This window comes from Streptococcus suis S735 (assembly GCF_000294495.1).
GTDB classification, from domain to species: Bacteria; Bacillota; Bacilli; order Lactobacillales; family Streptococcaceae; genus Streptococcus; species Streptococcus suis.
Genome location: NC_018526.1, coordinates 830,892 through 855,289 on the forward strand (window position 1 = coordinate 830,892; position 24,398 = coordinate 855,289).

The following is a 24,398-nucleotide window of genomic DNA, read 5'->3' on the forward strand; positions in this document are numbered from 1 at the left end:
TATTTTGGAGCGTCTGGTTAATTGATTTCCCAGATCAGCGACACTTTTTTGTTTTTAGGCATCGGGTAAATTAGTCCACTGGACTAATTTACTCCCACTCAACTGTTGCTGGTGGTTTACTTGTTATATCATAGACGATGCGGTTGACGTGGTCGACTTCGTTTACGATACGGACAGAGATTTTTTGAAGAACATCCCATGGTAGTTTGGCAAAGTCAGCTGTCATTCCATCGACAGAAGTGATAGCACGGATAGCGATAGTGTAGTCGTAGGTACGACCATCTCCCATGACACCTACGGAGCGAACGCCAGTATTAACCGTGAAATATTGCCACACATCGCGGTCAAGACCTGCTTTTGCAATTTCCTCACGCAAGATAGCGTCAGATTCGCGAACAGTTTGAAGTTTTTCCTCAGTGATTTCACCCATGACACGAATGGCAAGGCCTGGTCCTGGGAATGGTTGGCGCCATACAACTTCATCCGGCATACCAAGAGCAGTACCGAGGGCACGAACTTCATCCTTAAAGAGAGTATTGAGCGGTTCAATCAACTTGAACTGCATATCTTCTGGCAGACCACCAACGTTGTGGTGAGATTTGATTGTCTCAGCAGTATCCGTTCCTGACTCGATAATATCGGTATAAAGTGTTCCTTGCGCTAGGAATTCAACATCAGTCAACTTGCTCGCTTCATCGTCAAATACGTAAACAAATTCATTACCGATGATTTTACGTTTCTTCTCAGGGTCAGATACGCCAGCAAGTAGGTCTAAGAAACGCTTAGCAGCATCGACGCGAATAATATTGAGGCCAAATTTACCGCCCAACATCTCCATAACCTGATCACCTTCATTCTTACGAAGAAGACCGTGGTCAACGAAGATACAGGTCAATTGGTCACCAATAGCACGTTGAAGAAGGACCCCAACAACAGACGAATCTACACCGCCTGACAAACCGAGCAAGACTTTCTTGTCCCCAACAGTCTGGCGGATTTTTTCAATTTCTGTTTCGATGAAGTTTTCCATTGTCCAGTCGCCTTTGGCTCCACAGATACCAAACGCAAAGTTTTTCAAAATATCGTTTCCATATACGGAATGACGAACTTCTGGGTGGAACTGGATACCGTAGATACGGCGTTCCGTGTTTTCAATGGCTGCGTAAGGGCAGTCAGCAGAAAGACCAACCAGGTGGAAATCAGCAGGAATTTCAGTTACAGCATCCCCGTGGCTCATGAGTACAAGCTGTTCTTCTGGTGTTCCAGCAAAAAGCGCTGATTCAGTCTTCAGTTGAAGATTTGATTGACCATATTCACGATTTCCAGCCTCACCAGCAGGAACAACCTTACCTCCCAATTTATGGGTAATTAACTGCATACCATAGCAAATCCCTAAGATAGGAATACCCAATTCAAAGATTTCTGGATCAATATCAAAGGCATTTTCTGCGTAGACAGAGTTTGGTCCACCTGAAAGAACGATACCAATTGGATTGATAGCACGGACTTCCTCAGCTGTAATTTTATGGTTTTTCAATTCTGAAAAGACACCAAATTCACGAATTCGACGTGAAATAAGTTGGTTGTACTGACTACCATAATCCAATACAATAATTTTTTGGACATCTTGTTTTGTCATGTTTTTCCCTTTCGTTTTGAAAAAAATTCAAATACTAGTAGTTAGTTTAACATAAAAGCGAACATTTTCCAAATTTTATTTGTTAAATATCTGTTTTGCAAACTATGAGTGATAATAAAAATGTTAGTGTTCGTATTTTTATTGTTTTTACTCACTTTATTTTAGGTAATCTGACTTCATTGTTTGCCTAGGAGAATTTTACCAATAGAGTGTGGCCTGAATTAGCCAAACGCCTTTATTTTTGGTAAACTAGAAAGAAGAGAAAGGCTAGATAAATGAAAGCAGCATATATCACAATTCACGATAAAATTAAGGAACAAATCGATAACGGAATCTGGAAAATTGGTCAACGTTTACCAAGTGAACGCGATTTAGCAGATGAATTTGGTGTTTCTCGTATGACGCTCCGTCAAGGAATCACACTTTTAGTGGAAGAAGGTATTCTACAACGCAAGATTGGTTCCGGTACTTATGTCGCCAGTACACGGGTTCAAGAAAAGATGCGAGGCACGACTTCCTTTACTGAATTAGTACAACTCCAAGGAAAGACGCCAAGCAGCAAATTATTGTCCTATACACGAACCAAACCTAATGAAAAAGAAGTTGAACAATTAGGTTTATCCCGTGGCGAGTATGTTATTCGAATGGAGCGGGTCCGCTATGCAGATAATGTTCCCGTCGTGTATGAGGTTGCCAGCATTCCTGAACGCTTGATAAAAAATGTCCCAAAAGAAGATGTTACCAACCATTTCTTTAAAACACTTATGGACAATGGTTATCGAATTGGAACGAGCAAACAAACTATTTTTGCGCGTTTAGCCAATGAAAAAGTGGCTCAATATTTACAAATTTCTAAAAACCAGGCTATTCTCGCACTAAAACAGGTATCTTATCTCGAGGATGGTCAAGCATTTGAATTTGTAAATAGTCAGTATGTTGGGGAACGTTTCGAATTCTATTTAGAAAACAATTAACATAAAAATAATTATGTAAAACATTTTTAAAATCCGTAATCTTTCTAGTGATGACGGATTTTCTTATTTATAAAATATGGAATTTTTGATATAATGAAGTTTATGGAAATTGAAAAAACCAACCGAATGAATGCCTTATTTGAATTCTATGCAGCCTTGCTAACAGACAAGCAAATGAACTACATCGAGCTCTATTATGCCGATGATTACAGTTTGGCTGAGATTGCTGAAGAATTTCAAGTCAGCCGTCAGGCGGTCTACGATAACATTAAACGAACAGAAAAATTACTGGAAGACTACGAGATGAAACTACATATGTATTCTGACTATGTAGTGCGTAGCCAGATTTTCGATGAAATACTGAACAAGTATCCAGAAGATGCTTATTTGAAGGAAAAAATCGCTATTCTAACCAGTATTGATAATAGAGAATAAGAGGAGAAGTATATGGCTTTTGAAAGCTTAACAGAACGTTTACAGAATGTTTTTAAAAATCTGCGTCGTAAGGGAAAAATTTCTGAGAGTGATATTCAGGAAGCAACTAAGGAAATTCGTCTGGCCTTACTAGAAGCCGACGTTGCCTTGCCAGTTGTAAAAGACTTTATCAAGAAGGTGCGTGAACGTGCTATCGGTCATGAAGTCATTGAAACCCTGAACCCCGCTCAACAAATTATCAAAATCGTTGATGAAGAATTGACGGCTGTATTAGGTTCTGAAACTTCAGAAATTATCAAATCACCAAAAATTCCAACTATCATTATGATGGCTGGATTGCAGGGTGCTGGTAAAACGACCTTCACAGGTAAGTTGGCTAATAAACTCAAGCAGGAAGAAAATGCCCGTCCACTCTTGATTGCTGCCGATATTTATCGTCCAGCTGCCATTGACCAGTTGAAGACCCTTGGTCAACAAATTGATGTACCTGTATTCGAGTTAGGCAATCAAGTCCCTGCCCTGGAGATTGTACGCCAAGGTTTGGAGCAAGCCAAGGCTAATCATAATGACTACGTTCTGATCGATACAGCAGGTCGTTTGCAGATTGACCAAGCCCTCATGACTGAACTAAGAGAAATCAAAGAGTTTGCTCAGCCAAACGAAATCCTCTTGGTCGTCGATGCTATGATTGGTCAGGAAGCTGCCAACGTTGCGCGTGAGTTCAATGATCAACTGGCTATTACTGGTGTGATTTTGACCAAGATTGACGGCGATACACGTGGTGGTGCAGCCTTGTCTGTCCGTCACATTACTGGTCAGCCAATCAAATTCACCGGTACTGGTGAAAAAATCACAGATATTGAAACCTTCCACCCAGACCGTATGTCCTCGCGTATTTTGGGCATGGGCGACATGCTGACCTTGATTGAAAAAGCCAGCAAAGAATATGATGAGAAGAAATCACTAGAACTCGCTGAAAAAATGCGTGAGAATACCTTTGATTTCAACGATTTCATTGATCAGCTGGACCAAGTTCAAAATATGGGACCAATGGAAGACCTGCTGAAGATGATTCCAGGTATGGCTGGTAACCCAGCACTTGCCAACTTGAAAGTTGACGAGCGTGAAATTGCACGAAAACGAGCTATCGTATCTTCTATGACACCAGCCGAACGAGAAAATCCTGATTTGTTGACACCAAGCCGTCGTCGTCGTATTGCTAACGGTTCTGGAAATAGCTTTGTCGAAGTCAATAAATTTATCAAGGATTTCAACCAAGCGAAAACCATGATGCAGGGTGTCATGTCAGGCGACATGAACAAAATGATGAAACAAATGGGAATCAACCCAAATAATCTCCCTAAAAACATGCCAAACATGAACGGTATGGATATGTCTGCTCTGGAAGATATGATGGGAGGAGCTGGTATGCCAGATATGTCCCAAATGTTTGGAGGCGGTTTGAAAGGTAAAATTGGTGAGTTTGCTATGAAACAAGCCATGAAACGCCAAGCCAATAAAATCAAGAAAGCCAAAAAGAAGAGAAAATAATCTCTTCTTTTTTACTTTTTATTCGAAGAAGTAAGATATAGCAATATAAAATAGAAGTAGCAAAGCAGGAAAAATGATTTTCAAACTCCAACACTTTCCGTTATAACAGAAATATTCAAAAATGTCCTTTTTAGTGGACAATCTTTATATTGTCCGTTATAATGGAAATATAATAGAAATTAGAGGATAAGTTATGAATTATATCGCAATAATAGGAGATATTGTCAATTCAAAACAGACTTCAAACCGCTCTAGTATTCAAGAGCGGCTAAAACAGCAGCTAAATAGAATCAATCATTCCTTCGCTCAGGACTTCGCATCGCCATTTACCATTACAAAGGGAGATGAATTTCAAGCCTTATGCAAGCCTAACCCTTATATTTTTTTTATAATTGACCAAATCCAACTAGCCTTTCGTGATGAGGTGGAGATTCGATTTGGAATTGGTTTGGGTGAGATTCTAACAGCTATCGATCCCAAGCTAAGTATTGGAGCAGATGGTCCAGCTTATTGGGAAGCACGCAAGGCTATTGACTTCATTCATGACAACCATGACTATGGCACCAGCAAAATTGCATTTTCATCTGAATACAAGCAAATCGATCGTGTGATTAACCCCTTGCTAACTTCTAGCGATTTCATCAAAGCTGCCTGGAATCGTTCGCAAACGGATCTGTTTGAGACCTTAATCTCCAAAAAAATCTATCAAGAAGATTTCACACAAAAGCCAATTGCTGAGAAAATGAAACTCAGTCAAAGCGCCTTTACCAAACGTTTGAAATCCAGCGGAATCAAACTCTACCTGCGTAATCGTCAAACTGCCATGAATTTGATTCTCCAGCTCAGTCAGAAAGAAGGATAAAGCATGTCATTTTCAGTTATTTCTAGCTATCTTATTCAACATCCAGTTTTAACCGCCTTGCTTATTGCCCACTTTTTAAGTGATTTTACCTTCCAGAGTCAAGCACTGGCGGATGCTAAAAAGCTTCATTTGAAAGCTCTTTTCATGCACCTTTTCATTGTTGCTATCCCTCTTCTTATCCTAGCCTTACTTACCCCTATTCAAAACGGAGATTTATTTTTTCAAGTTTGGCTGAGCCATCTTGCGATTGACTATGTCAAATATTTTCTCAACAAACACCATTGGATAAAGGACTCCTGGGAAGCTGGAGCATTCCTAGTTGATCAATTGCTCCATATCATCTCAATCATCATTCTTTATCACACTATCGGTGTTAATGTCGCTTCACACTCACTCTGGATTGAACCAAATTATCTCCTCCTGCAAATCCTTTTTATCCTTCTGATCAGCAAGCCCGTCAATATTCTTTTCAAACTCTACTTTAGCAAATATCAGGTAGCGGAAGGAGAAGAAGAGCAGACTGTGACAGGTGCAGGAGCCTTGATTGGTCAATTGGAGCGCCTCATAATGGGAATTTTTCTGCTTCTGGGGCAATACACAGCTATCGGACTGGTATTTACAGCAAAGTCCATCGCACGCTATGATAAAATATCCAAAAGCCAAGCCTTTGCTGAATACTATTTAATTGGTTCGCTATTTAGTATCATCAGTGTCCTAGTATTGTACGTTTTATTGATTTTATAAAACAAATAGTTTACATAATTTATTTTGTGTAAACTTTTATTATAAAAATAGAAAGAAATACTATATGATTATTTGGTTAAATGGCCCATTCGGTGTCGGAAAGACTACTTTAGCAAATATATTACACAAACGAATAGAAAACTCATATCTCTATAATCCCGAATTACTAGGTGATTTCTTACAACATCAATTACCTCAGACTGTATGTCCTGAAGATTTTCAAGATTATTCCGTTTGGCGACAGAGTACTTATAAAATAGTATTTGATTTAGCGACTAAAACCGATAAGATTATTATTATTCCTATGACAATCTATAAGAAAGAATATTATCAGGAGATTATTCAGCAATTGATACAGGATAAGATTCCTTTGGAACATTATATTTTGTTAGCTGACAAAACAACCATTTTGGAACGTTTAGATAATCGAGTCAATGAAGACAACATCTGGGCCAAAAGACATCTTGATGATTGTTTATACTCAATGAAAATCAAAATCTGACTAGGCGACGTAGATGCAGATAGAACTGAAGTTCATCAAAACAAGTCAACAACGTCTGATTTTGATTTTCGAAGAGTATTAAAATCTTTTGAAAGTCAGATTCCAGGACAAAGGTTTAAAACAGACAGTTTGAAGCCAGAAGAGGTTGCGAAGAAGATTCTAATGCTATGTGAGTTTACCGAGAAATAATCTAGATTTTTAGGATTTTGGACGTGAAAAAAATTTTCTAGTTATCTCGAAAACTAAAAAATTATGAACAATTGACCTAATATAGCCTGAACCCTTGATAATACTGAGATAGAAGCATAAAGTACATTCTTCAAAAAATGTACTTTATTTTTATTTTGTACATTATTTTAGGATTCAATAAGGTACAGGATTAAAGCATATTATTGTATTAGTGTTAGAAATCCAATTGTACAAAATGTAGTAGAAAATAGAGGGGAGGAGATTGGAGCAATTGTACATTTTTAGATGTTAGTCGTAGAGCAAAAATAATAAAATCAGCTAATTTCTCAGATTTTCTTGATAAAAAACTTGACGTATATTCAAATATACTATATAATGAACTTGAAATATCAATGGCCGCCCTTGCTTCAATTGCACAGACATGTTCTGATGGGTGGTTTTTTTTTGTTTAAGGAGTGTTCAAATGAGTAGTTTTTCCCATAAAAGTTTTGAGGAACAAGTTGCTTTGTTAGAATCAAGAGGCATGCTGTTTTCTGGAGAGCAGGACAAGAAAAAAGCTGAGCAAAAGTTATCAATAATTTCTTACTATAAATTAAAGGAATTTGCTAGACCTTTTTCAAAAATTGTGACAGTTGATGGAGTGCGTCAAATAAATTACCAAAACACCCCATTCAAAAAAATTACTGTTAGTATATTATCAAGATAAACGATTGCGTCTCCATCTATTGGATGCTCTCGAAGACATTGAGGTAGCTTTAAAAACCCAAGTAGCATTTGTTTTAGGTTATAGGAGATTAGGGCCATATGGATATTTAAATTTCTCACAGTGGTGCAATAAAAAAGAGTACTGCAAGCATTACCTAAAATATCGAGAAGAGAAATTTAAAAAGCAGCTCAAAGCTGAATTGAAAAGAACAACTTCTCCAGAAATCAAGGAAAAATTGAAAATTGACAATATGAAATATCCTCCAATTTGGTTGGCTATTAACCTAATGACGTTCGGTCAGATAATCAACCTTATCGAATTGATGTCAACAAATAATATTAGACAAATAGCTAAACAATATGATTGCAGTGATGCTGAGTTACTTTCTTGGTTGAAATGTTTGAATTTATTACGTAATATGTGTGCTCATAATTCGAATATTATTGATCTTAAAATGCATACAACACCAATACTTCGTGAAGAATGGAAGGAGCTCTTATACGAACTAAAAGAAGGTGTTTATTCAAACCGCATTGCTCTGCCGATTATTATAGTGAAATATATGATGGATGCTATTGATAACCAATATAATTTTAGAGAAATTTTTGGTTCATTTAGAAAGTTGATTGACAAAAGCCAAAGGCAAGCAAATTACTACGGCCTTAAAAACAAGGAAGTATTGAATTGTCTGCAACATAATTCTTTGTATACTAGAATTTGAAATTAGAATAATCTTTGTTTGCTAAATATTAAGTAGATGCATTAAAAAGTCACTCATATTAAGAAATAATAAAACAGGTCTAAAGTATAGATCTGTTTTAAATTTATGTAAAAAATGGGGGTATCTCTATGTCCGAAAACATAGTTTTAGGTATCAAATTAACTAGAAAAATGTACTTTGGAAAAAATTTCCAGTTTTGTCGTTATTAAAGTACATTTTTAGCTGATTTTTCCTAAAAAATTTTTTTGGTTATCTTTCTAATATCCCCACAAACATTTTTCCGAAAAACTATAATTTTCTTGAAACTTATATAAGGTTATGCTATACTACTCATATAACTAAAAATCAGGAGAAAATGATGAGACGCGAGTTATTATTGGAAAAAATTGATCAACTAAAAGAAATTATGCCTTGGTTTGTTCTGGAATATTATCAGTCAAAATTGGCTGTGCCTTACAGTTTTACTACCTTATATGAATACTTGAAAGAATACCGTCGTTTTTTTGAATGGTTACAGGATTCGGATTTGGTGGCTGTTGAACGGATTGCTGACATTCCGCTGGATGTTCTGGAACATCTGACAAAAAAAGATATGGAAGCTTTCATTCTTTATCTGCGGGAGCGTCCCTTGCTGAACGCCAATACCACGCAGAATGGTGTGTCGCAGACCACCATTAACCGTACCCTCTCGGCCCTTTCTAGTCTCTTCAAGTATTTAACCGAAGAAGTGGAGAATGAGCAGGGCGAGCCCTACTTCTACCGCAATGTCATGAAAAAGGTATCTACTAAGAAGAAGAAGGAAACCTTGGCAGCGCGGGCGGAGAACATCAAGCAAAAGCTCTTTTTGGGCGATGAAACGATGGAGTTCTTGGACTATGTGGACAAGGAATACCAAGTCAATCTCTCTAAACGTGCCCTCTCCTCCTTCCAGAAAAATAAGGAGCGGGATTTGGCGATTCTGGCGCTTCTCTTGGCTTCTGGCGTCCGTCTGTCAGAAGCGGTGAATTTGGATCTTCGAGATGTAAACCTCAATATGATGATTATCGAAGTAACTCGTAAGGGTGGTAAACGGGACTCGGTCAATGTGGCTGGGTTTGCTAAGCCCTACTTAGAAGCCTACATGGGCATCCGTCAGCAACGCTACAAGGCTGAAAAAACGGATACAGCCTTCTTCCTGTCCGAATACCGTGGTCTGCCTAACCGTATCGATGCTTCTTCTATTGAAAAAATGGTTGCCAAGTACTCTGCGGACTTCAAGATACGCGTAACCCCCCACAAACTCCGTCACACATTGGCAACTCGTCTCTACGACGCCACCAAGTCGCAAGTTCTAGTCAGTCATCAGCTGGGCCATGCCAATACCCAGGTCACCGATCTCTACACCCATATCGTCAACGATGAACAGAAAAATGCTCTGGATCAGTTGTGATATCACGTAATATAAATTATGTAAATAAATTAAGGAGTAAGCGAAAACTTACCCCTTTTTCTCTTAAATCTAAATCAATGCTTTCAATTTTTCCTGATTGACTGCTGGGTACTGGTCCAAAAAGGCTGAGAGAGTTCGTAAAACGGCAGGTATGTGTCCAGTCTGGTCATTCTCCACCTGCAAGACCAAGAGCGGCTCGTGGAGGCTCATACGGAGCAAGAGCCAGCCGTCACCATAAGGCTCAGTCAGGTCAAACCGCACTCCTTCTTCGTTTTCTGGGTTAAAAGCAAAGCCTTCGAGGCTGGTTTGGCGGAGGTCAGCAATGACCTGTTCACCAAGCGCTCGATAGTCTGTGGCTTCCAGTTTGAACCGCACTTCTTGGGTTTCCAAGGGTTGCTTGAGCTGGGCAATCAAGTCGTCCAAGGACTTGCCTTCCGCTTGCAGTTTGGGTAAGAGCATGAGAATCTTAGCCGCTACATACGTTCCGTCATCGAGGAAGTAATTTTCCTTAAAGGCAGCATGTCCAGATGTTTCGATAGCCAACTGGCAATCAACTCCTTCTTGATTGGCTAAAATAGCACGGTTTATGACATTACGGTAGCCTGAAATATAGCGAATTTGTTTGCCTCCCAGACTTTCTATAAAGACCTTAAGGTGTTCAGTCGTTGGGGAATTGGTCACAATGCTGGTTCCTGGATGTTCAGCTAGGACAATCTGGCTGAGAACGGCAATCAGGTTGTTACGATTGAGAATTTCTCCTGACTTGGTGACCAGGGCGGCACGGTCAACGTCGGTATCAAAGATAATGCCTAGGTCTGCACCTTGCTTCAAGACAGCCTGACGAATGCTTTCCATAGCTTCCTTGTTATCTGGGTTTGGAACATGGTTTGGGAAGGTGCCGTCTGGGTCTAGGAATTGTGAACCAGTGGTATCTGCTCCCAATTCTGCCAACACTTTCTCAGCAAAGAATCCTCCCGCACCATTTCCAGCATCGACGATGATATTAAGACCTGTCAGTGGTTTTTCTTGTCCACCACAGGCGGTACGAATTTTACCAACCAGATCTTGGGCATAAGGCGTAATCAGGTCTGCACTGGTGATACTTCCAAGGGAAGAAGCTGGCAAGTCTTCACTATGCGAGAGGATGAAGTCAATATCTTCATGTTCTGCTCCGCCATTTTCCGAAAAAATCTTAATGCCGTTGAAGTAATAGGGCAGGTGGCTGGCAGTGATCATGACACCAGCGTGGCACTTGAACTGCGGATACTGGGTGCTCATGAAGAGAGCTGGCGTGGTGGCCATGCCAAAGTCAATCAGCTGAACGCCCAGACAAACGGCTTCTTCTGTAAAGGCTGCGACCAAATCTGGACCGCTGAGGCGGCTGTCTCGACCGATACCGATGGTCAATTGGCCTTTTTGATAGACCTGCGCCAGTTCCGGCTTCTGAGTTAGCCAATGAATAAGTCCGCGAACTACTTCCTGGGTGGCTTGTGGAGTGAGATTGACAGCATATTCGTCTGTAGCGATAGCAATTCCACGAATATCTGATCCATTTTGCAAGACGTGATGATGGGACATAGTAACCTCCTAATTCAAACTAAATTTAGTATATCATATTTTCGAAGCGGTTTCAAAATGAAAAAAGCACAGCTTCTACTGTACTTTTGTAATGCTTACAGTTGTCCCAATTTCCAGTTGACTTTCCACGGAAATAGCTAGTTCCAACTGATTCAAGACCCGCTTGGTCAGATACAATCCAAATCCTGTCGCTTTTTGGTGTTCTCGTCCATTAAAACCTGTAAATCCCTCGTCAAACAGGCGAGGAAGGTCTTCTGCCAGAATCCCAATTCCCGTATCGAAAATGGAAATTCCTCCATTCAATTCAATGGCCACCTTTCCACCAGTCTTATTGTACTTGAGGGCGTTGTCGATAATCTGTGATAGGGCAAAACTAAGCCACTTTCTGTCGGTTTTCAGTAGCCAATTTCCATCGATAATCACTGAAATGTCCTTTTGCAAGAACTGATTGCGGTATTTTTTGACCAAATCCACCACCACTTCTCTTACTTCCACCTGCTCAAAACGAAAATCACTGACATGGTTGGTCAGCTTGAGGTAGTTGAGGAGATTGGCCATGTAATTATCCAAGCGTAAGAGCTGGTGATTGACATCCTGCTGGTTGAGATTGTCAGTCTGGCTCATCAAAGACAGGGCAGCCAAAGGCACTTTCATTTGGTGGGACCACATTTTGACCATAGCTTGCAGGTCTTCTTCTCGTGACTTATAGACCAAAAGCTGCTCCCGTGTCGCCTCCTTCTCTGCCTCAATCAAGTTGAGATAGGCCAAGTCCACAGGCTTATTAAGCAGGGGCAGAGCTTCTTCATGGACATAGTCTTCCAAGGCTCTCATGCGGTTGCGAAACTTCCAGAAAAGCCCTACAGTTAGAAGGATTAAGAAGGTTAGGGACAATAGCAGAGCGTTTTGCAGGAATTCGGTGGGCAGTTGATAGAGAAAGAAGAGCAAGATAAAACTAGTAGCCAGAACAATGTAGGAGAAGTAAAAACTCCGGTATTCGCGGATAAATTTTGCTATCATTTGATCAAGTACCCCACGCCACGAACGGTATGAATTCGTTCAAACCCGACTTCGCTCACCTTCTTACGCAGTCTGGTCATGTTTACATTGAGCGTATTCTGGTCGATAAATTCTTCATTTTCCCAGAGTTTTTCCAAGAGTTCATCCTTGCTGACAATCTGCCCTTGTCTTTCTAGTAAGGCGGATAAAATCTTGGTTTCAGTAGGTGAAAGCTGAACCTGTTCCGATTCGTTTGAAAATCGCCCGTCCAAACTAAGCTGGAACTGATCGATAGACAATTCGCTCGATTTGCTGAATTGATTAACCCGACGCAGGAAGGCTCCGATTTTGGCATCCAAAATTCCTAGAGAAAATGGCTTGGAGACAAAATCATCGCCACCCATGTTCATGGCCATGACCGCATTCATCTCATCATCGCTAGAAGAGATAAAGATAATGGGCATGGTCATGGTTTTACGGATTTCTGTCGTCCAATAAAAACCGTTGTAATAGGGCAAGTTAATGTCCATCAGCACTAAGTCTGGTTTGATTTCCGCAACTTCCTGACTGACAGCTCGGAAATTCTGCACACTTTCTACCTGATAAGATTTTCCCAAATGCTGCTTCAAGAGTTGGACAATCATCTCATCATCTTCAACAATATAAATCTTCTCTTTTTTCATCTTCTTCATTCTGCAAAAGCCAGGACACAGGTCTTGGCTTATATACTTCCATTTCTCATTTTTATGCTTGTCACAATCAATTTATCATCTTCAATATTAACGATAACCCTGTAATTGCCGATACGATAGCGCCATTGGCCAGAACGATTAGCAGTCAAGGCTTTTCCGTATTGTCTAGGGTTGTCAGTCACATGACTGGACAAGTAGTTGGTAATCTGTTTTTGGGTAAATTTGTCCAACTTTTTCAACTGTTTAATAAAACGACTGGTCGGTACGAGTTTATAACAGGTCTTCATCCGTCAACCCCAACTCTTCCAACATTTCCTCCCAGCTAATCGGCTCAATGCCTTTCGCCAAGTCTGCCTCGTATTCAGACAGAGCGATATCTGCCACACGGGCATCATATTCATCTTCGAGAGCTTCAAGGGTTTTAGTCCGAATGAGTTCTGACAAACTGACACCTTCAAACTTTGCCATAGCCTGCATAAAGAGCTTGTCCTGCTCAGAAACTTTCAATGTAATAGCTGCCATTTTCTCACCTCTTCGAGTATTCCTTTGGTATTACCATTGTAACACCATTTCCCTGAAAAAGCAAGAAATCTCGCACAAGGCGAGACTTCTGCTACCGTTCAATAATGCGATAATAAGTGCGACTAGTCCACTTGTAAATGACAAAGTAAATCAGAGTGACTGCCAGTAGGGTGATGCCACTGACTGTGTAAATCATTAGTGATGAGGTAACACCAAAACTTAGTAGCATTTGCTTGAGCATGATAAGGGCGATGACAAAGTGTAGGGTCGCCATGACCAAAGGCATAAAGAAGACCGTAAGTGTTTGGGAGTTAATTGTTTTCTTGACAGCCTTCTGGCTCATGCCTACTTCTTGTAGAATCTTGTAGGATTTCTTGTCCTCATGCCCTTCTGAATACTGCTTATAGTAGATAATCAAGGCTGCACCCAGTAGGAAACTAATTCCCAGCAAGAAACCTGTAAAGAGGAAACCGCCTGTAAAGCCCATCAGTAAATTGTTGAAATCCGTACGTTGCATAACATTTCCAAGATATTCTCCATTTTCATCGAGAATTTCGTATATTTCACCAGATTGCTCTCCAAGAGAGAGTACCTCTTCATCAGTCAAGTCGGTAAAGACACGATAATCTAGGCTAACAAGATAGCCTTGCGGATTATTGGATTCGTAATACTCACGAACAGCATTCAACACTGTGTCATCACTGACTACCATAACGGCGGCATTTAGCGTATTGGTGATGTCTGGGAAAATAGCCTTATCAAGATTGGCTACATTCTCAAAGGATTGATCGCCCAAAACAAGCTTCTTCAGCGATGGTTTTTCGCTCGGACGCATAAAGACCACTTGATTGGCAGCAAGCTCTGGCAGGTCATTCCCCAATTTTCTGAAATCATCTTGGGTGATGAAGTAGGTAAAGGCCATTTTAGAAAAATCTGGATTAGAAATATTTTTTGGGCTAATGACAATCTCTTCGCCACCATCATATACCAGACCAGCTTGGTAGGTCAGATAGGATAGACTGTCATCGGCTTTTTCTGGAAAATGGCTGAGCACCGATTGCTGGAAGGCCATTTCACCTTGACTTCTATCCGAAACTTTATAGGTAATAGATGTTTCCTTGGGATATAGTGCACCTGTCATACTGCTCATACCTGTATAAAGGGAGGTTGTGGTCGCAATGGTCACAAAGGCCATGACCGCAAGTAGCGTAATATTGGCCAAACCCGTTGCGTGCTGCTTCATCCGAAAAATCATCTGCGATGTCGTAATGAAATGCTCTGGCGTATAGAAATACCGCTTGTTTTTCCGACGAGCCTTCAAATACCAAGTCATAAAACTGATGTAGAACAGATAGGTCCCCGCAATGACAAAGAGCACAGCGATAAAGAACCGATAGATAACAGCTAGACCTTCTGCTTTCGATGAAAGCGATAGGTAGTAGCCCATCCCAAGACTAAAAACACCAAGAGCAGCTAGAAGAACATTTCCTTTCGGCTCTCTCTCTCCTTTTTCACTAGCTCGGAACAAAATCAGCGGACTGGTCTTGCCAATGGTCCGAATGGCTAGCAATTCCAAGAGAAAGAAGAAACCAGCAAAGAGAAAGGCAGTCATGACAAAGGCCAGAGGCTCAATTCCAAAATGTAAATCACTATAATGTGTTATATTGACAAAAATCAAGTAGAGAACATTTGCAAACACACCAGCTAAAACAGAACCAAGAACCACAACTAGCAAGAAAATCATCATCAATTCGAGGCTAGCTATCAAGGCTACTTTTTTCTTGTTCATCCCCAGCATGTTATAGAGACCAAATTCTCTCGCCCGTTGTTTCATCAGGAAATTAAAACTATAAATCTCCATAATGACCGAGAAAATGGTCAGAATAATCACACCAAGACCGATAGAAATGGCACCAGAGCCCATGGTCTTCATAACTGGACTCAGCATGATCAAGAACATGGAACAAATCAGGGTAAAGAGGACCAGACTGGCTAAAACGAAGGGAGCAAAAACACCCATGGATTTTCGGATATTTTGCCCAGCAAGTTTGAGGTAAAACATCTACTCACCCCCTAAAAGTGCAGACATATTGAGTGAAATCTCCTTGGCAAAGTCTTGATTGCTCTTGTCTGCCTTGTACAGTTGATGGAAAATACGACCATCTTTGATAAACAAGACACGTTTGGCGTGGCTGGCTGCGTTGGCCGAGTGGGTCACCATGAGAATAGTTTGCCCGTCACGGTTAATCTCTTCAAACAAATTCAGCAAGTCTTCCGAATTGCGATAATCTAGGGCAGCCGTCGGTTCGTCCGCTAGGACAATCTGTGGCTGGGTAATCAAACTACGAGCAATAGCCACGCGCTGCTTTTGTCCACCAGAAAGTTCAAAGGGACGTTTTTTCAGCAAATCTTGAATCCGTAGTTTTGGTGCCAATACTTCCAACCGTTTCTCCATTTCCTGATAGCTCTCACGTGCCAATACCAGAGGTAAAAAGATATTGTCTTGGATGGACAGGGTGTCCAAGAGGTTAAAATCTTGGAAGACAAAGCCAAGATTACGCAAACGGAAATCTGCCAGCTTGCTTTCCTTGATTTTGGTGATGTCTTGATTGTTTAAGATAACAGAGCCCCTCGTCGGCTTGTCCAGGGTTGCTAGAATGTTGAGCAAAGTCGTCTTACCAGAACCACTTTCCCCCATGATAGCGATAAACTCGCCCTCTTCTACCTTAAAATCCACATCTTGCAAGGCACGAGTTTCCTCTTTTGAAAAGCGCGTGCGGTAAACTTTTTCTAAATGATTGATTTCTAATAACATAGTTACTCCTAATTGTTTTCTTTAGCAAAATTAACTTGATTTAGTATAGCTAATTTTCTTTGGTACTAAATCCCATGAAATTGAGTTTCTAATTATCAGCTTTATAAAAGAAATACATGAAATTGTAAAAGGTTTTTATTTACTATTTTCCAAATTCTTGATAGTTAACTGATAAAAAATAAAACTAAACACAATATTCACTGTAATAAATAAGATAAACTCTAAAAATGTCATATCTTGCAATGCCCTACTCCGTAATCCAATCATCGGTTGAGAGTAAGGGAAAAATTTCGTAAAACTTTCATTGATAAAAATTAATACAAAATTAAGCATACTACCAATGGTAGCAACACCGACTCCCTTACTGAAATTTCGAGTTTTTACAGTGATATAGGATTGGAGTGTAATAATTGGAAAGGAAGACAAAAGCGATAAAGCAATCCATTTAACATGTGTGGCTAAACTAAGGTCAAATGAAATGCCGTCAATTTTTGCCGCAACTATAAAAATCAGCAGCAATAAGAGTTGAATTGGAAGAATAAGAAGAAAACTGCTCATTAATTTTCCTAAATATAATTTCCTCATAGAAACTTGATTAGCCTTTAGCATGTCAAGAGTTTTTCGCTCAAATTCAGGAACTAATAAGAGACCTGCAATAATGGCTAACATAGGAGGATAAAGTAAGGTACTATTGTAAAAGGTCAGTTGTCCCCACAGAACCAAAGATTGAGTTCCGTCGATTAAAACATCACGATTAGCAAAATAGATACCCAATCCTATCATACTAGAGAAACTCAAAAAGGCAATCCCAATGACTAATAATTGAATTTTCCTTGTTTTTGTCCACTCAGCTAAGAAGTAATCTTTCATCTTAGTTCCCTTTCTTTCTTAATATTAGAACCGCCAAAAGGTAGAGTATCAAGCAGTAAATGGCATAACAGACGATTTTCTCAAGCAACTGACTATCTAAATTATAGGTAATTGTGCCGTCACCCAGAAATTGATATTTATAAGGCGCAAGACTTCCTGAACCAGTGATTGGGTTAAGTAAACTGGTAAAACCATAACTTTTTGGGTTTAAGATAATTCCTAGAAAACCACCTAAAAGTCCTAGTGCTAGCAGAATCCCCTGCTTTTCAAGAATCATGGCCAAGGTCAGATAAAGACAAATCAATGAAAATATTGCAAGTATCTGCCCAATAAACTGAATACCAATAATCTGCAAAGAAATAGAGATTCCTGCCTGTGTTCCGAAAAGATAAATAATCATAATTTCGATAGCAGACATAATAACAAAGGAAACCAGCATAAAAAAGAATTTATCACGAAAAATGGCTGTTAGGCTTTGACCATTAGCTATTTGTAGTTTAAAGGTCTGCCCTTCATGTTCATTCCCTACAATTCGACTAGCAAACACACAAACTGCAATCGGGAACATAAGTAGATTGACATTCTGATTACTAAACAAGGTTCCAGCCATTCTTAACTCTGGATGTGAAGAGAAAGCAGAGATAAAAGTTGCAATATTCCAAAGTGTGGCAACCAACATCAAAATAATGACAATTGAAATAGATTTTGTTCGTCTACTTTTTAGCCATTCAATGTAAACACCATTCATCTTACGCCTCCTTTGTTAGATTTAGGAAAATATCTTCAAGAGTTTCACTTTCTCTAACCACTCGGAATATTCGGTATCCATTTTCTATTAAATAGCTCACCAGATCTGCTAACCGATCGTTATCCAAATCCCTTAAAGTTACTTGACTTTCGGATGCACTCAAAATTTCTACCGTTCCAAGTTCAACTAAGGTCTGAACAATATTTTTCTGTGAAAAATCACCGCCAATTTCAATCCAAGTATTTGACTTAATAGCTTCAATTTCTCCCTCATAGACAAGACGACCATGATTGATAATCCCAACTCGATCTGCAATGTGTTCAATTTCCGGAAGAATGTGACTGGAAATAAAGACAGTCAGACCTTTTTCTTTGGCTAATTGAACAATTAATTCACGAATTTCATGAATACCAGCTGGATCAAGACCATTTGTGGGCTCATCTAATAATAAGATTTTCGGCTTTTTCACTAAAGCAAATGCTAAGGCAAGTCGCTGTTTCATACCAAGAGAATAGGCCTTAACTAATTTTTTTCGATTTTTTTCATCAGCTAATCCAACGAGCTCCAATGTTGGCCGGATATTATTTTTATCAAATCCCACCATTTTTTGAAACACTAATAAATTTTCATATCCAGTTAAATTAGGATAATAGGACGGTTCTTCTATCATAGATCCAATCTGATTTAGGTATTTTTTGTCATTTCGAATGTCTTTTTTATTAATAAAAATTTCACCTGAAGTCGGAGTGACAAGTGATAGAATCATTTTCATCGTAGTTGTCTTACCTGCACCATTTGGTCCAAGAAAGCCGTAGATTTCTCCTTCTCGTACAGTAATCTTTTCAATATCAACAGTGGTAACGTCTTTGTAAACTTTTTTTAAATGATTGATTTCTAATAACATATAAACTCCTAATTGATTTCTTAAGTAAAATCAACATTCTCAAGTACACTTTGATAGTCGATTCGGTCTGATTCAGCAACATTTTCTTCTAAATCTACCTTATAGTAACCATCCTGGACACCGATGGCCCATTCCTTGTTAGTGGTTACATAGAGATTATTCAAGGATACTGTCTTTTTCACTGCCCCTTCTTCTTTGACAACAGGCCATTCCATAAACTGAACTTCTGTTCCTTGAATACTATCTTCGGCAACTTCCTGTTTGCTAACGGCATAGACTTTTCCCTTGTAATGGAAAGTTTGATAGCCCTCATCAAAGCTAAAACCTGCTGAAGAGGAAGAGCAAGCAGTTAGGATTATGCTTCCCAAAGCCAGCATGCTAATTACTTTCTTTTTCATAGTTTCCTCCCTCTAGTATGCCATAAATCGCATACTTTGCAAATTATGGGCGAGCTCTTCTAAGAATAAGGCTTGTTCCATGAGTTCAGCTTTCTCTTTTTCAGAGAATACCTTTTCTTCTATTCTCTTTGCTTGTAGAAATTTGAATGACATATGATTTCCTTCTTTCTATTTCTTATGAGTCTATTATAGAAAATATTCCTCCTGTACTCTCTTACAGTTCTGATTAAAAAACTTACAGCTTTGTAAGGAAAGAATAAAAGACACCATTTCTGGCGTCTTACAGTTAGTTTTATTTTGTTAGACCAATATAAGCAATCATTTCATCTAACTCTTTCTTGCTTTCCGTTACAAGAAGATAGGCATCATTTCCCTGAAGTTCCGCAAAGGCATCTGGCATCCGTTTGACTGTCTTAATCTTACCAGCGAATGTCTGATGGATATCATCTGCTGAGTGAACATATTCGGTCGTATCACGGCGGGTTGCTACCAAGCAGTATTGTGGTTCAAATCTACGTTCCTCAACTGTACCACCTGTTGCGACATTGGCATAATCACGGAAAAGATCAATGGAATGAGCGTAGTTATAGGCTTCAACTGTGAAACCGCCTGCCATACGGTTATTGTATTCAATGGCAATGTAGTCGTCCCCATCCTTGAAAAATTCAATATGGAAAAAACGCTCTCTCATACCAAAGGCCTTGATAATAGCTCTGCCATACTCAACCAGTTTAAAATCTAATTCTTTTTCGATAAAGTAGGCATTGTCCTTCTTGGTTTGCATCAATTCAAATGGAGTATGAACATAAGTCAAGCCTGTTTCAAAGACAACATTGCCTTCGTAGTCCAACAAACCATCATAAGTAGTGATAATACTTGAATTGACAAATTTTTCGAGGAAATAAATAGTTGCTCCATCCCATGTCTCCACAAACCGATCAAAATCTTCTTTATTTTCGATTTTGAAGGCACCTGATGCTCCAACACCGTTGTCTGGTTTAGCAATCATTGGAAAACCAACATTCTTCAAAGCTCTGCCAAAATCACGTTCCGATTTAACAACCACACCTGGAACAACTGGAACACCTGCTTTTTTGAAATATTTTTTCATTTCAGACTTAAATTTGGTCTTTTTCAGGTGTTTAGGCTTAGCACCAAAAATGTTGAATTGTTCACGGAGGGCTGCATCGTTTTCAAGCCAATATTCATTGTGGGATTCTACACGGTCAATTGGACCATGCTTGTAAATAAGAAAGGCTGCTGCACGCTTGACTTCATCCAAGTTTTCAAGATTCTCAACACGGAAGTATTCTGTTAAGGCATTACGAAGTTCTTCAGGCAATTGATCGTAAGGTTCTTGCCCGATACCTAGAACCGTAACGCCTTCTTTTTTTGCCAATTCAATGGTAAATGGTTGGAAATTTTCTGGATAAAAAGGTGAAATAACGAGATAATTCATAGGTAGTCCTTTCTAGCTTATAGTCCGATAGAATGAAGGAAGAATGGCATTTGCTTTCTCCACCACACCCAGTCGTGGGCCACATCTGTTCCCCAAGTATCAAACCAAGCTGGGATACTCTTCTCTTCAAATGCACGTTTGAGGTTATAGAATGAGTCCAAACCGTCTTGCTCCCAATCGCCCAAACCTGTACAGACGATAATATCAGCCTGACGGTATTTATCAATAAACCAGCCGTCGTTTTGGTTCCAAATGTAATCTGATGGTGAGTTCTGATAAACAACATCATCATTGCCATAATCTTGATTGTTGTTGAAGAAACGAGCATCATAGACACCTGAAAGGGCGATAACTTTCGTGAAAACATCTGGATGTTGCAGGAAGAAATTGAGCGCGTGATAAGCTCCCATAGAACAACCAGTTGTCATCATCCCATCAAACCAACCAGTTTTATGTTTGATAAAGGGAATCGCTTCTTCAATCACATAACGCTCATAGGCACGGTGAGCCTCTGCCTTGTCATGGATGGATTTCCAGTCTGCCAACCAGCTTTCACTATCGTAGCTAGTTAGAGTAAAAAATTGGACCTGACCAGCTTCAATAGAGCCACGACAAGCTTCAATCATACCAAAATCAGCATATTCATTGTAAGAACCACCTGATGAAGCAAATACGACAACAGGAATCCCTACGTGACCATAACGATTTAGATTCATTTCTCGGCCAAGATTTCCAGACCAATGACTTAAAAATTCAACGTGCATAGTAAAGCCTCCTATTTGTATATTTTTGTTTTATGACCAATGTTCGCTTAGGAATCGTAGGCAAGCTGGCAAATAGAGCGCCCAAGCCTCTTCATTATGGACCGCACCTGAAACGACTTCCAAGGCGATATTGTCCAAATCCACTCCGCCAGCGATCAATTGACGATAGTAAGTCAATGAAGAATTGATATAGGCCTGCTTGATATTTCCTGCCATCAATGTTTTATCTGTATCATCTGCTTCTTCTGTCCCAACGTAGATGTAGACTCGTTGCTCTGAGTCTAATTGTTGACGTTCAATATAACGGTCGAAAGCATCTTGATGAAGCCAGTTGGCAGATGAAAATACTCCTAGACAGCCAATCTGGTTCTGATAAGCCAATCCCATAAACTGGGTGATATTGCCTCCCAAGGATGAGCCAATCATTGCAGTGTGAACTTTATCAGATTTTGTCCGGTATTCTTGATCAATAAATGGTTTGACGACATCCATCACAAATTCAGCATACAAGGTTCCCTTACCACCGAACTGCACCCCAGGAATCCCCATCTCACTAAACTTCCAAGCAGCGTATTCATGCATGCGATCAGCACCATCGTTATCAATAGCCACTACGATCATTTTTGCAATGTCTGGATTACGCTTAATAGTTGGGATGACTTTCCATGAATGACCTGAAAAAGCTTCCTTACTGTAGAGTACATTTTGCCCATCGTGGAAATAAACAACGGGATAGGTCTCTTCTGTATTTTCAGCATATCCTTTCGGCAATAAAACACGGACTCGACGTTTTCTTTCTGTAAATGGTACATCTAATTCATGAGTTCTCATGTCCAAATAAAAGTAAGACTTATTCATATCTATCTCTTCCTTACGTATTTTAAGTATTATATCATAGTTTTTCTGGAATATTCAGAAAATTTAGTTATTTATTTGCAATTTTCGGATTTTCCGAACATAGTTAGTCAATGTCACAGAATTTTCTCATACATTTGGCGGTAATAATCTAATTCTTTTTCTTCTTTTTGGGTGATGCTTTCAAAAATATCTAGCAAAATGGTACCTTTATCACGTTTCCAGGTTGCCACAAATCGCCCTTTATAAAATACAACAGGTTTGACAATACCCGTCAACGTATAAATGTTACGGATGTATTTTGGATCGAAAAATGGGTTGTTTTTCTTTTCATAGCCCAAAAGTAATTGATCAAACCCAGCAACGAAAAGACACTGAGGTAAATCTGCCTCATCAAGCACCCCAAGGTAAAACCGCTCCTCTCCAGCTACTTGAATTGTTTTTAAATCTAATTGAGCCATCCACTCTAGAATGGTTGACTTATTTTCTTTGAAATAATAACGAGCATCTGCTAGACTGACTGGCCCAAAGCCTGAAAAATACCGACGTGCTATTTCCAGCTCAGCTTTTTCCCGAGAAAGTGGCTGAAAGTCTGTCAGACGATGAAAACGCTTGGCACCGTACTCTTGGTAGACTTCCCCACGCTCGACCATGTAGCGAAAGAGACCGCCCCAGGCATTAAAGACCAGCTTCTCCTCTTTCTGTGTCATCTTTTCCTCTCGGCAAAGGACCTTGAGATCCTCACGGGTCATAGGACCTTGTTCAAGGGCTTCTAAAATCAGATGGTGATATTTCTGCTTGGTCTGAGGACTAAAACCGTCCCGTCCTTCTGTCTTGAGGTAATCGGTGCTGACCAGCCGCCCCTCATGGATATAGAGAGGAATTTCCGACTCGAGATAGGCATGAACCGTTCGCCGAATGGACCACTGACGAGTCAGTTCCTCCTGCCAGCTACCCTCATGAAAATCCTCCGCTGTCATACGGTTACGAAATCCGACATGAACATAGGGCTGAAACTGAGCCTGCAAACCATTGAGATTTTGGCAGATTTGTTGAACAGACTGGGGGTTCAACAGACCTTGTTTCTGCAGAATAATTCCCTTCCAAGTATTGTGGTGCATCGTATTTCTCCTCCGCTTTCTAATCCCAGTATAACACAAAAGACACCCGAAGGTGTCCTGTACATTATGCTTTCACAATGGGAATCCAGAGTTCCATTTGGTAGTCTGGGGAACTCATGTCTCCTTCAAAATAGTACTCAAAATCTGGTGCACCTGAATGGCGATAGCCGTGTTCAGGAAAAAAAGTTTCTAGCGCATAACGCCATCCTGCATGAATAGATTGAGGAACAGGGCCTGTTAGGGTAAAAATAGCATAGTCAGCTTCGTGAACATCAAGAAGTTCTAAGCCTAACTTAGTCGCTTTTTCACTATCTGTGACATCATAAGCAGCCATATAATTAATCGTCTCGTCCGCTTGAGCTAATGTACAAACTCCAAAGGACTGCCCACTTCCTAGAGCAGCTAACTCTTCATAAGTATGGTTCTTGAACAAGTCTTCCCATACCTGCGGACACACTTCGTTACTGATTGCTGTGCGAAGAAGTCCAGCAACTGTAAAACCAGCCTTCTTTTCAATACGAACATCCATTTCTTTACCTCCTTGGATGGTTAATGATAGTTGCAAGGGTAAGAGGACCTTAAAAGGCAACCCCTTACGCACTTGACTAGGAGAAATCTGATGAAATTGTTTGAAGGCAAAGGCAAAAGAATCCGAAGATTCATACCCATATTTAAGGGCTATATCTATAATCTTTGCCTGTCCTTCACGAATGTCCATAGCAGCTCGCGTCAACTTTCGTAACCGAACGTATTCTGACAAGGACATATCTGTCAGAATCGAAAAGAGACGACTAAACATGGGAACGGAATATCCTGATATGCGCAAAAATTCCCGTTCATCGATTTCGCTTTCTAAAACGGACTCTAGGTAACGTACGGTTGCATTGAACTCTTTTATCATCAACTTCCCCTTTCCCTATCAGT

Annotated in this window: 27 protein-coding genes; 9 read left to right on the forward strand and 18 right to left on the reverse strand. The window is 39.8% G+C overall.

Features of this window, described 5'->3' with window-relative positions; translation table 11 throughout:
• Positions 1-88: 88 nt before the first annotated feature.
• A complete protein-coding gene (gene guaA / locus YYK_RS04090; protein WP_002934999.1) occupies positions 89-1,639 on the reverse strand; it encodes a glutamine-hydrolyzing GMP synthase in 1,551 nt (516 codons plus the stop codon).
• A 275-nt stretch (positions 1,640-1,914) separates the two neighbouring features.
• On the opposite strand from guaA, the gene YYK_RS04095 reads away from it, so the two are divergent.
• The 9 genes from YYK_RS04095 to xerS all read left to right on the forward strand — a co-directional run bounded on the left by YYK_RS04095 (position 1,915) and on the right by xerS (position 9,752).
• Positions 1,915-2,613 (forward strand): GntR family transcriptional regulator, encoded by a 699-nt coding sequence (locus YYK_RS04095; protein ID WP_002943214.1) that lies wholly within the window; start codon positions 1,915-1,917, stop codon positions 2,611-2,613.
• Between the two features lie 102 nt (positions 2,614-2,715).
• A complete protein-coding gene (locus tag YYK_RS04100; RefSeq protein ID WP_002935001.1) occupies positions 2,716-3,048 on the forward strand; it encodes a putative DNA-binding protein in 333 nt (110 codons plus the stop codon).
• A gap of 12 nt (positions 3,049-3,060) precedes the next feature.
• A complete protein-coding gene (gene ffh, locus YYK_RS04105; protein ID WP_014917241.1) occupies positions 3,061-4,599 on the forward strand; it encodes a signal recognition particle protein in 1,539 nt (512 codons plus the stop codon).
• 193 nt (positions 4,600-4,792) lie between these two features.
• Positions 4,793-5,461: a SatD family protein gene (locus tag YYK_RS04110; protein ID WP_011922395.1), complete on the forward strand. Its 669-nt coding sequence runs from the start codon at positions 4,793-4,795 to the stop codon at positions 5,459-5,461.
• 3 nt (positions 5,462-5,464) lie between these two features.
• The gene (locus YYK_RS04115; RefSeq protein WP_011922396.1) at positions 5,465-6,205 is read left to right on the forward strand and encodes a DUF3307 domain-containing protein; all 741 of its coding nucleotides are present in this window, start codon (positions 5,465-5,467) and stop codon (positions 6,203-6,205) included.
• A 64-nt stretch (positions 6,206-6,269) separates the two neighbouring features.
• Positions 6,270-6,707, forward strand: coding sequence for an AAA family ATPase (locus YYK_RS04120; RefSeq protein ID WP_011922397.1), 438 nt, complete (start codon positions 6,270-6,272; stop codon positions 6,705-6,707).
• 652 nt (positions 6,708-7,359) lie between these two features.
• Positions 7,360-7,602 carry an Abortive infection bacteriophage resistance related protein gene (locus tag YYK_RS10390; protein ID WP_014917242.1) on the forward strand — a complete coding sequence of 81 codons (243 nt, stop codon included), beginning with the start codon at positions 7,360-7,362 and terminating at the stop codon, positions 7,600-7,602.
• A 4-nt stretch (positions 7,603-7,606) separates the two neighbouring features.
• Positions 7,607-8,323 carry an Abi family protein gene (locus YYK_RS04130; RefSeq protein WP_014917243.1) on the forward strand — a complete coding sequence of 239 codons (717 nt, stop codon included), beginning with the start codon at positions 7,607-7,609 and terminating at the stop codon, positions 8,321-8,323.
• A gap of 358 nt (positions 8,324-8,681) precedes the next feature.
• A complete protein-coding gene (gene xerS / locus YYK_RS04135) occupies positions 8,682-9,752 on the forward strand; it encodes a tyrosine recombinase XerS (RefSeq protein WP_012775101.1) in 1,071 nt (356 codons plus the stop codon).
• Between the two features lie 69 nt (positions 9,753-9,821).
• Here the strand turns inward: xerS and YYK_RS04140 are convergent, their stop codons facing one another.
• The 17 genes from YYK_RS04140 to YYK_RS04220 form a co-directional block, all read right to left on the reverse strand.
• A complete protein-coding gene (locus tag YYK_RS04140; protein WP_011922400.1) occupies positions 9,822-11,330 on the reverse strand; it encodes a phosphohexomutase domain-containing protein in 1,509 nt (502 codons plus the stop codon).
• A gap of 75 nt (positions 11,331-11,405) precedes the next feature.
• Positions 11,406-12,347, reverse strand: coding sequence for a sensor histidine kinase (locus tag YYK_RS04145; protein WP_012775102.1), 942 nt, complete (start codon positions 12,345-12,347; stop codon positions 11,406-11,408).
• Complete coding sequence (locus tag YYK_RS04150) at positions 12,344-13,009, reverse strand: response regulator transcription factor (RefSeq protein ID WP_012775103.1); 666 nt, start codon at positions 13,007-13,009, stop codon at positions 12,344-12,346. The genes YYK_RS04145 and YYK_RS04150 overlap by 4 nt, the downstream gene beginning before the upstream one ends.
• A gap of 38 nt (positions 13,010-13,047) precedes the next feature.
• Positions 13,048-13,305, reverse strand: coding sequence for a type II toxin-antitoxin system RelE family toxin (locus YYK_RS04155; RefSeq protein ID WP_011922404.1), 258 nt, complete (start codon positions 13,303-13,305; stop codon positions 13,048-13,050).
• A complete protein-coding gene (relB, locus tag YYK_RS04160) occupies positions 13,289-13,540 on the reverse strand; it encodes a type II toxin-antitoxin system RelB family antitoxin (protein WP_012775104.1) in 252 nt (83 codons plus the stop codon). Before relB ends, YYK_RS04155 begins: the two co-directional genes overlap by 17 nt.
• Before the next feature lie 91 nt (positions 13,541-13,631).
• Positions 13,632-15,602 carry an ABC transporter permease gene (locus YYK_RS04165; RefSeq protein ID WP_012775105.1) on the reverse strand — a complete coding sequence of 657 codons (1,971 nt, stop codon included), beginning with the start codon at positions 15,600-15,602 and terminating at the stop codon, positions 13,632-13,634.
• Positions 15,603-16,355, reverse strand: a complete 753-nt coding sequence (locus tag YYK_RS04170; protein ID WP_011922409.1) for an ABC transporter ATP-binding protein — start codon at positions 16,353-16,355, stop codon at positions 15,603-15,605.
• Positions 16,356-16,490: 135 nt separating this feature from the next.
• Positions 16,491-17,225 carry an ABC transporter permease gene (locus YYK_RS04175; protein ID WP_011922410.1) on the reverse strand — a complete coding sequence of 245 codons (735 nt, stop codon included), beginning with the start codon at positions 17,223-17,225 and terminating at the stop codon, positions 16,491-16,493.
• Between the two features lies 1 nt (position 17,226).
• Complete coding sequence (locus YYK_RS04180; protein WP_011922411.1) at positions 17,227-17,973, reverse strand: ABC transporter permease; 747 nt, start codon at positions 17,971-17,973, stop codon at positions 17,227-17,229.
• Between the two features lies 1 nt (position 17,974).
• Positions 17,975-18,877: an ABC transporter ATP-binding protein gene (locus tag YYK_RS04185; RefSeq protein WP_011922412.1), complete on the reverse strand. Its 903-nt coding sequence runs from the start codon at positions 18,875-18,877 to the stop codon at positions 17,975-17,977.
• 20 nt (positions 18,878-18,897) lie between these two features.
• Positions 18,898-19,275 (reverse strand): NisI/SpaI family lantibiotic immunity lipoprotein, encoded by a 378-nt coding sequence (locus YYK_RS04190; RefSeq protein WP_011922413.1) that lies wholly within the window; start codon positions 19,273-19,275, stop codon positions 18,898-18,900.
• A gap of 12 nt (positions 19,276-19,287) precedes the next feature.
• Positions 19,288-19,428 (reverse strand): hypothetical protein, encoded by a 141-nt coding sequence (locus YYK_RS10255; protein ID WP_012775106.1) that lies wholly within the window; start codon positions 19,426-19,428, stop codon positions 19,288-19,290.
• A gap of 139 nt (positions 19,429-19,567) precedes the next feature.
• Positions 19,568-20,734 (reverse strand): ATP-grasp domain-containing protein, encoded by a 1,167-nt coding sequence (locus YYK_RS04200; protein ID WP_011922414.1) that lies wholly within the window; start codon positions 20,732-20,734, stop codon positions 19,568-19,570.
• A 17-nt stretch (positions 20,735-20,751) separates the two neighbouring features.
• Entirely contained in the window at positions 20,752-21,498 is a 747-nt protein-coding gene (locus YYK_RS04205) for an esterase family protein (protein ID WP_011922415.1), read from the reverse strand.
• 30 nt (positions 21,499-21,528) lie between these two features.
• The gene (locus YYK_RS04210) at positions 21,529-22,356 is read right to left on the reverse strand and encodes an alpha/beta hydrolase (RefSeq protein WP_011922416.1); all 828 of its coding nucleotides are present in this window, start codon (positions 22,354-22,356) and stop codon (positions 21,529-21,531) included.
• 113 nt (positions 22,357-22,469) lie between these two features.
• The gene (locus tag YYK_RS04215) at positions 22,470-23,474 is read right to left on the reverse strand and encodes a DNA glycosylase AlkZ-like family protein (RefSeq protein WP_012775107.1); all 1,005 of its coding nucleotides are present in this window, start codon (positions 23,472-23,474) and stop codon (positions 22,470-22,472) included.
• Positions 23,475-23,538: 64 nt separating this feature from the next.
• Positions 23,539-24,375, reverse strand: coding sequence for an AraC family transcriptional regulator (locus YYK_RS04220; protein ID WP_014636394.1), 837 nt, complete (start codon positions 24,373-24,375; stop codon positions 23,539-23,541).
• Between the last annotated feature and the right edge of the window lie 23 nt (positions 24,376-24,398).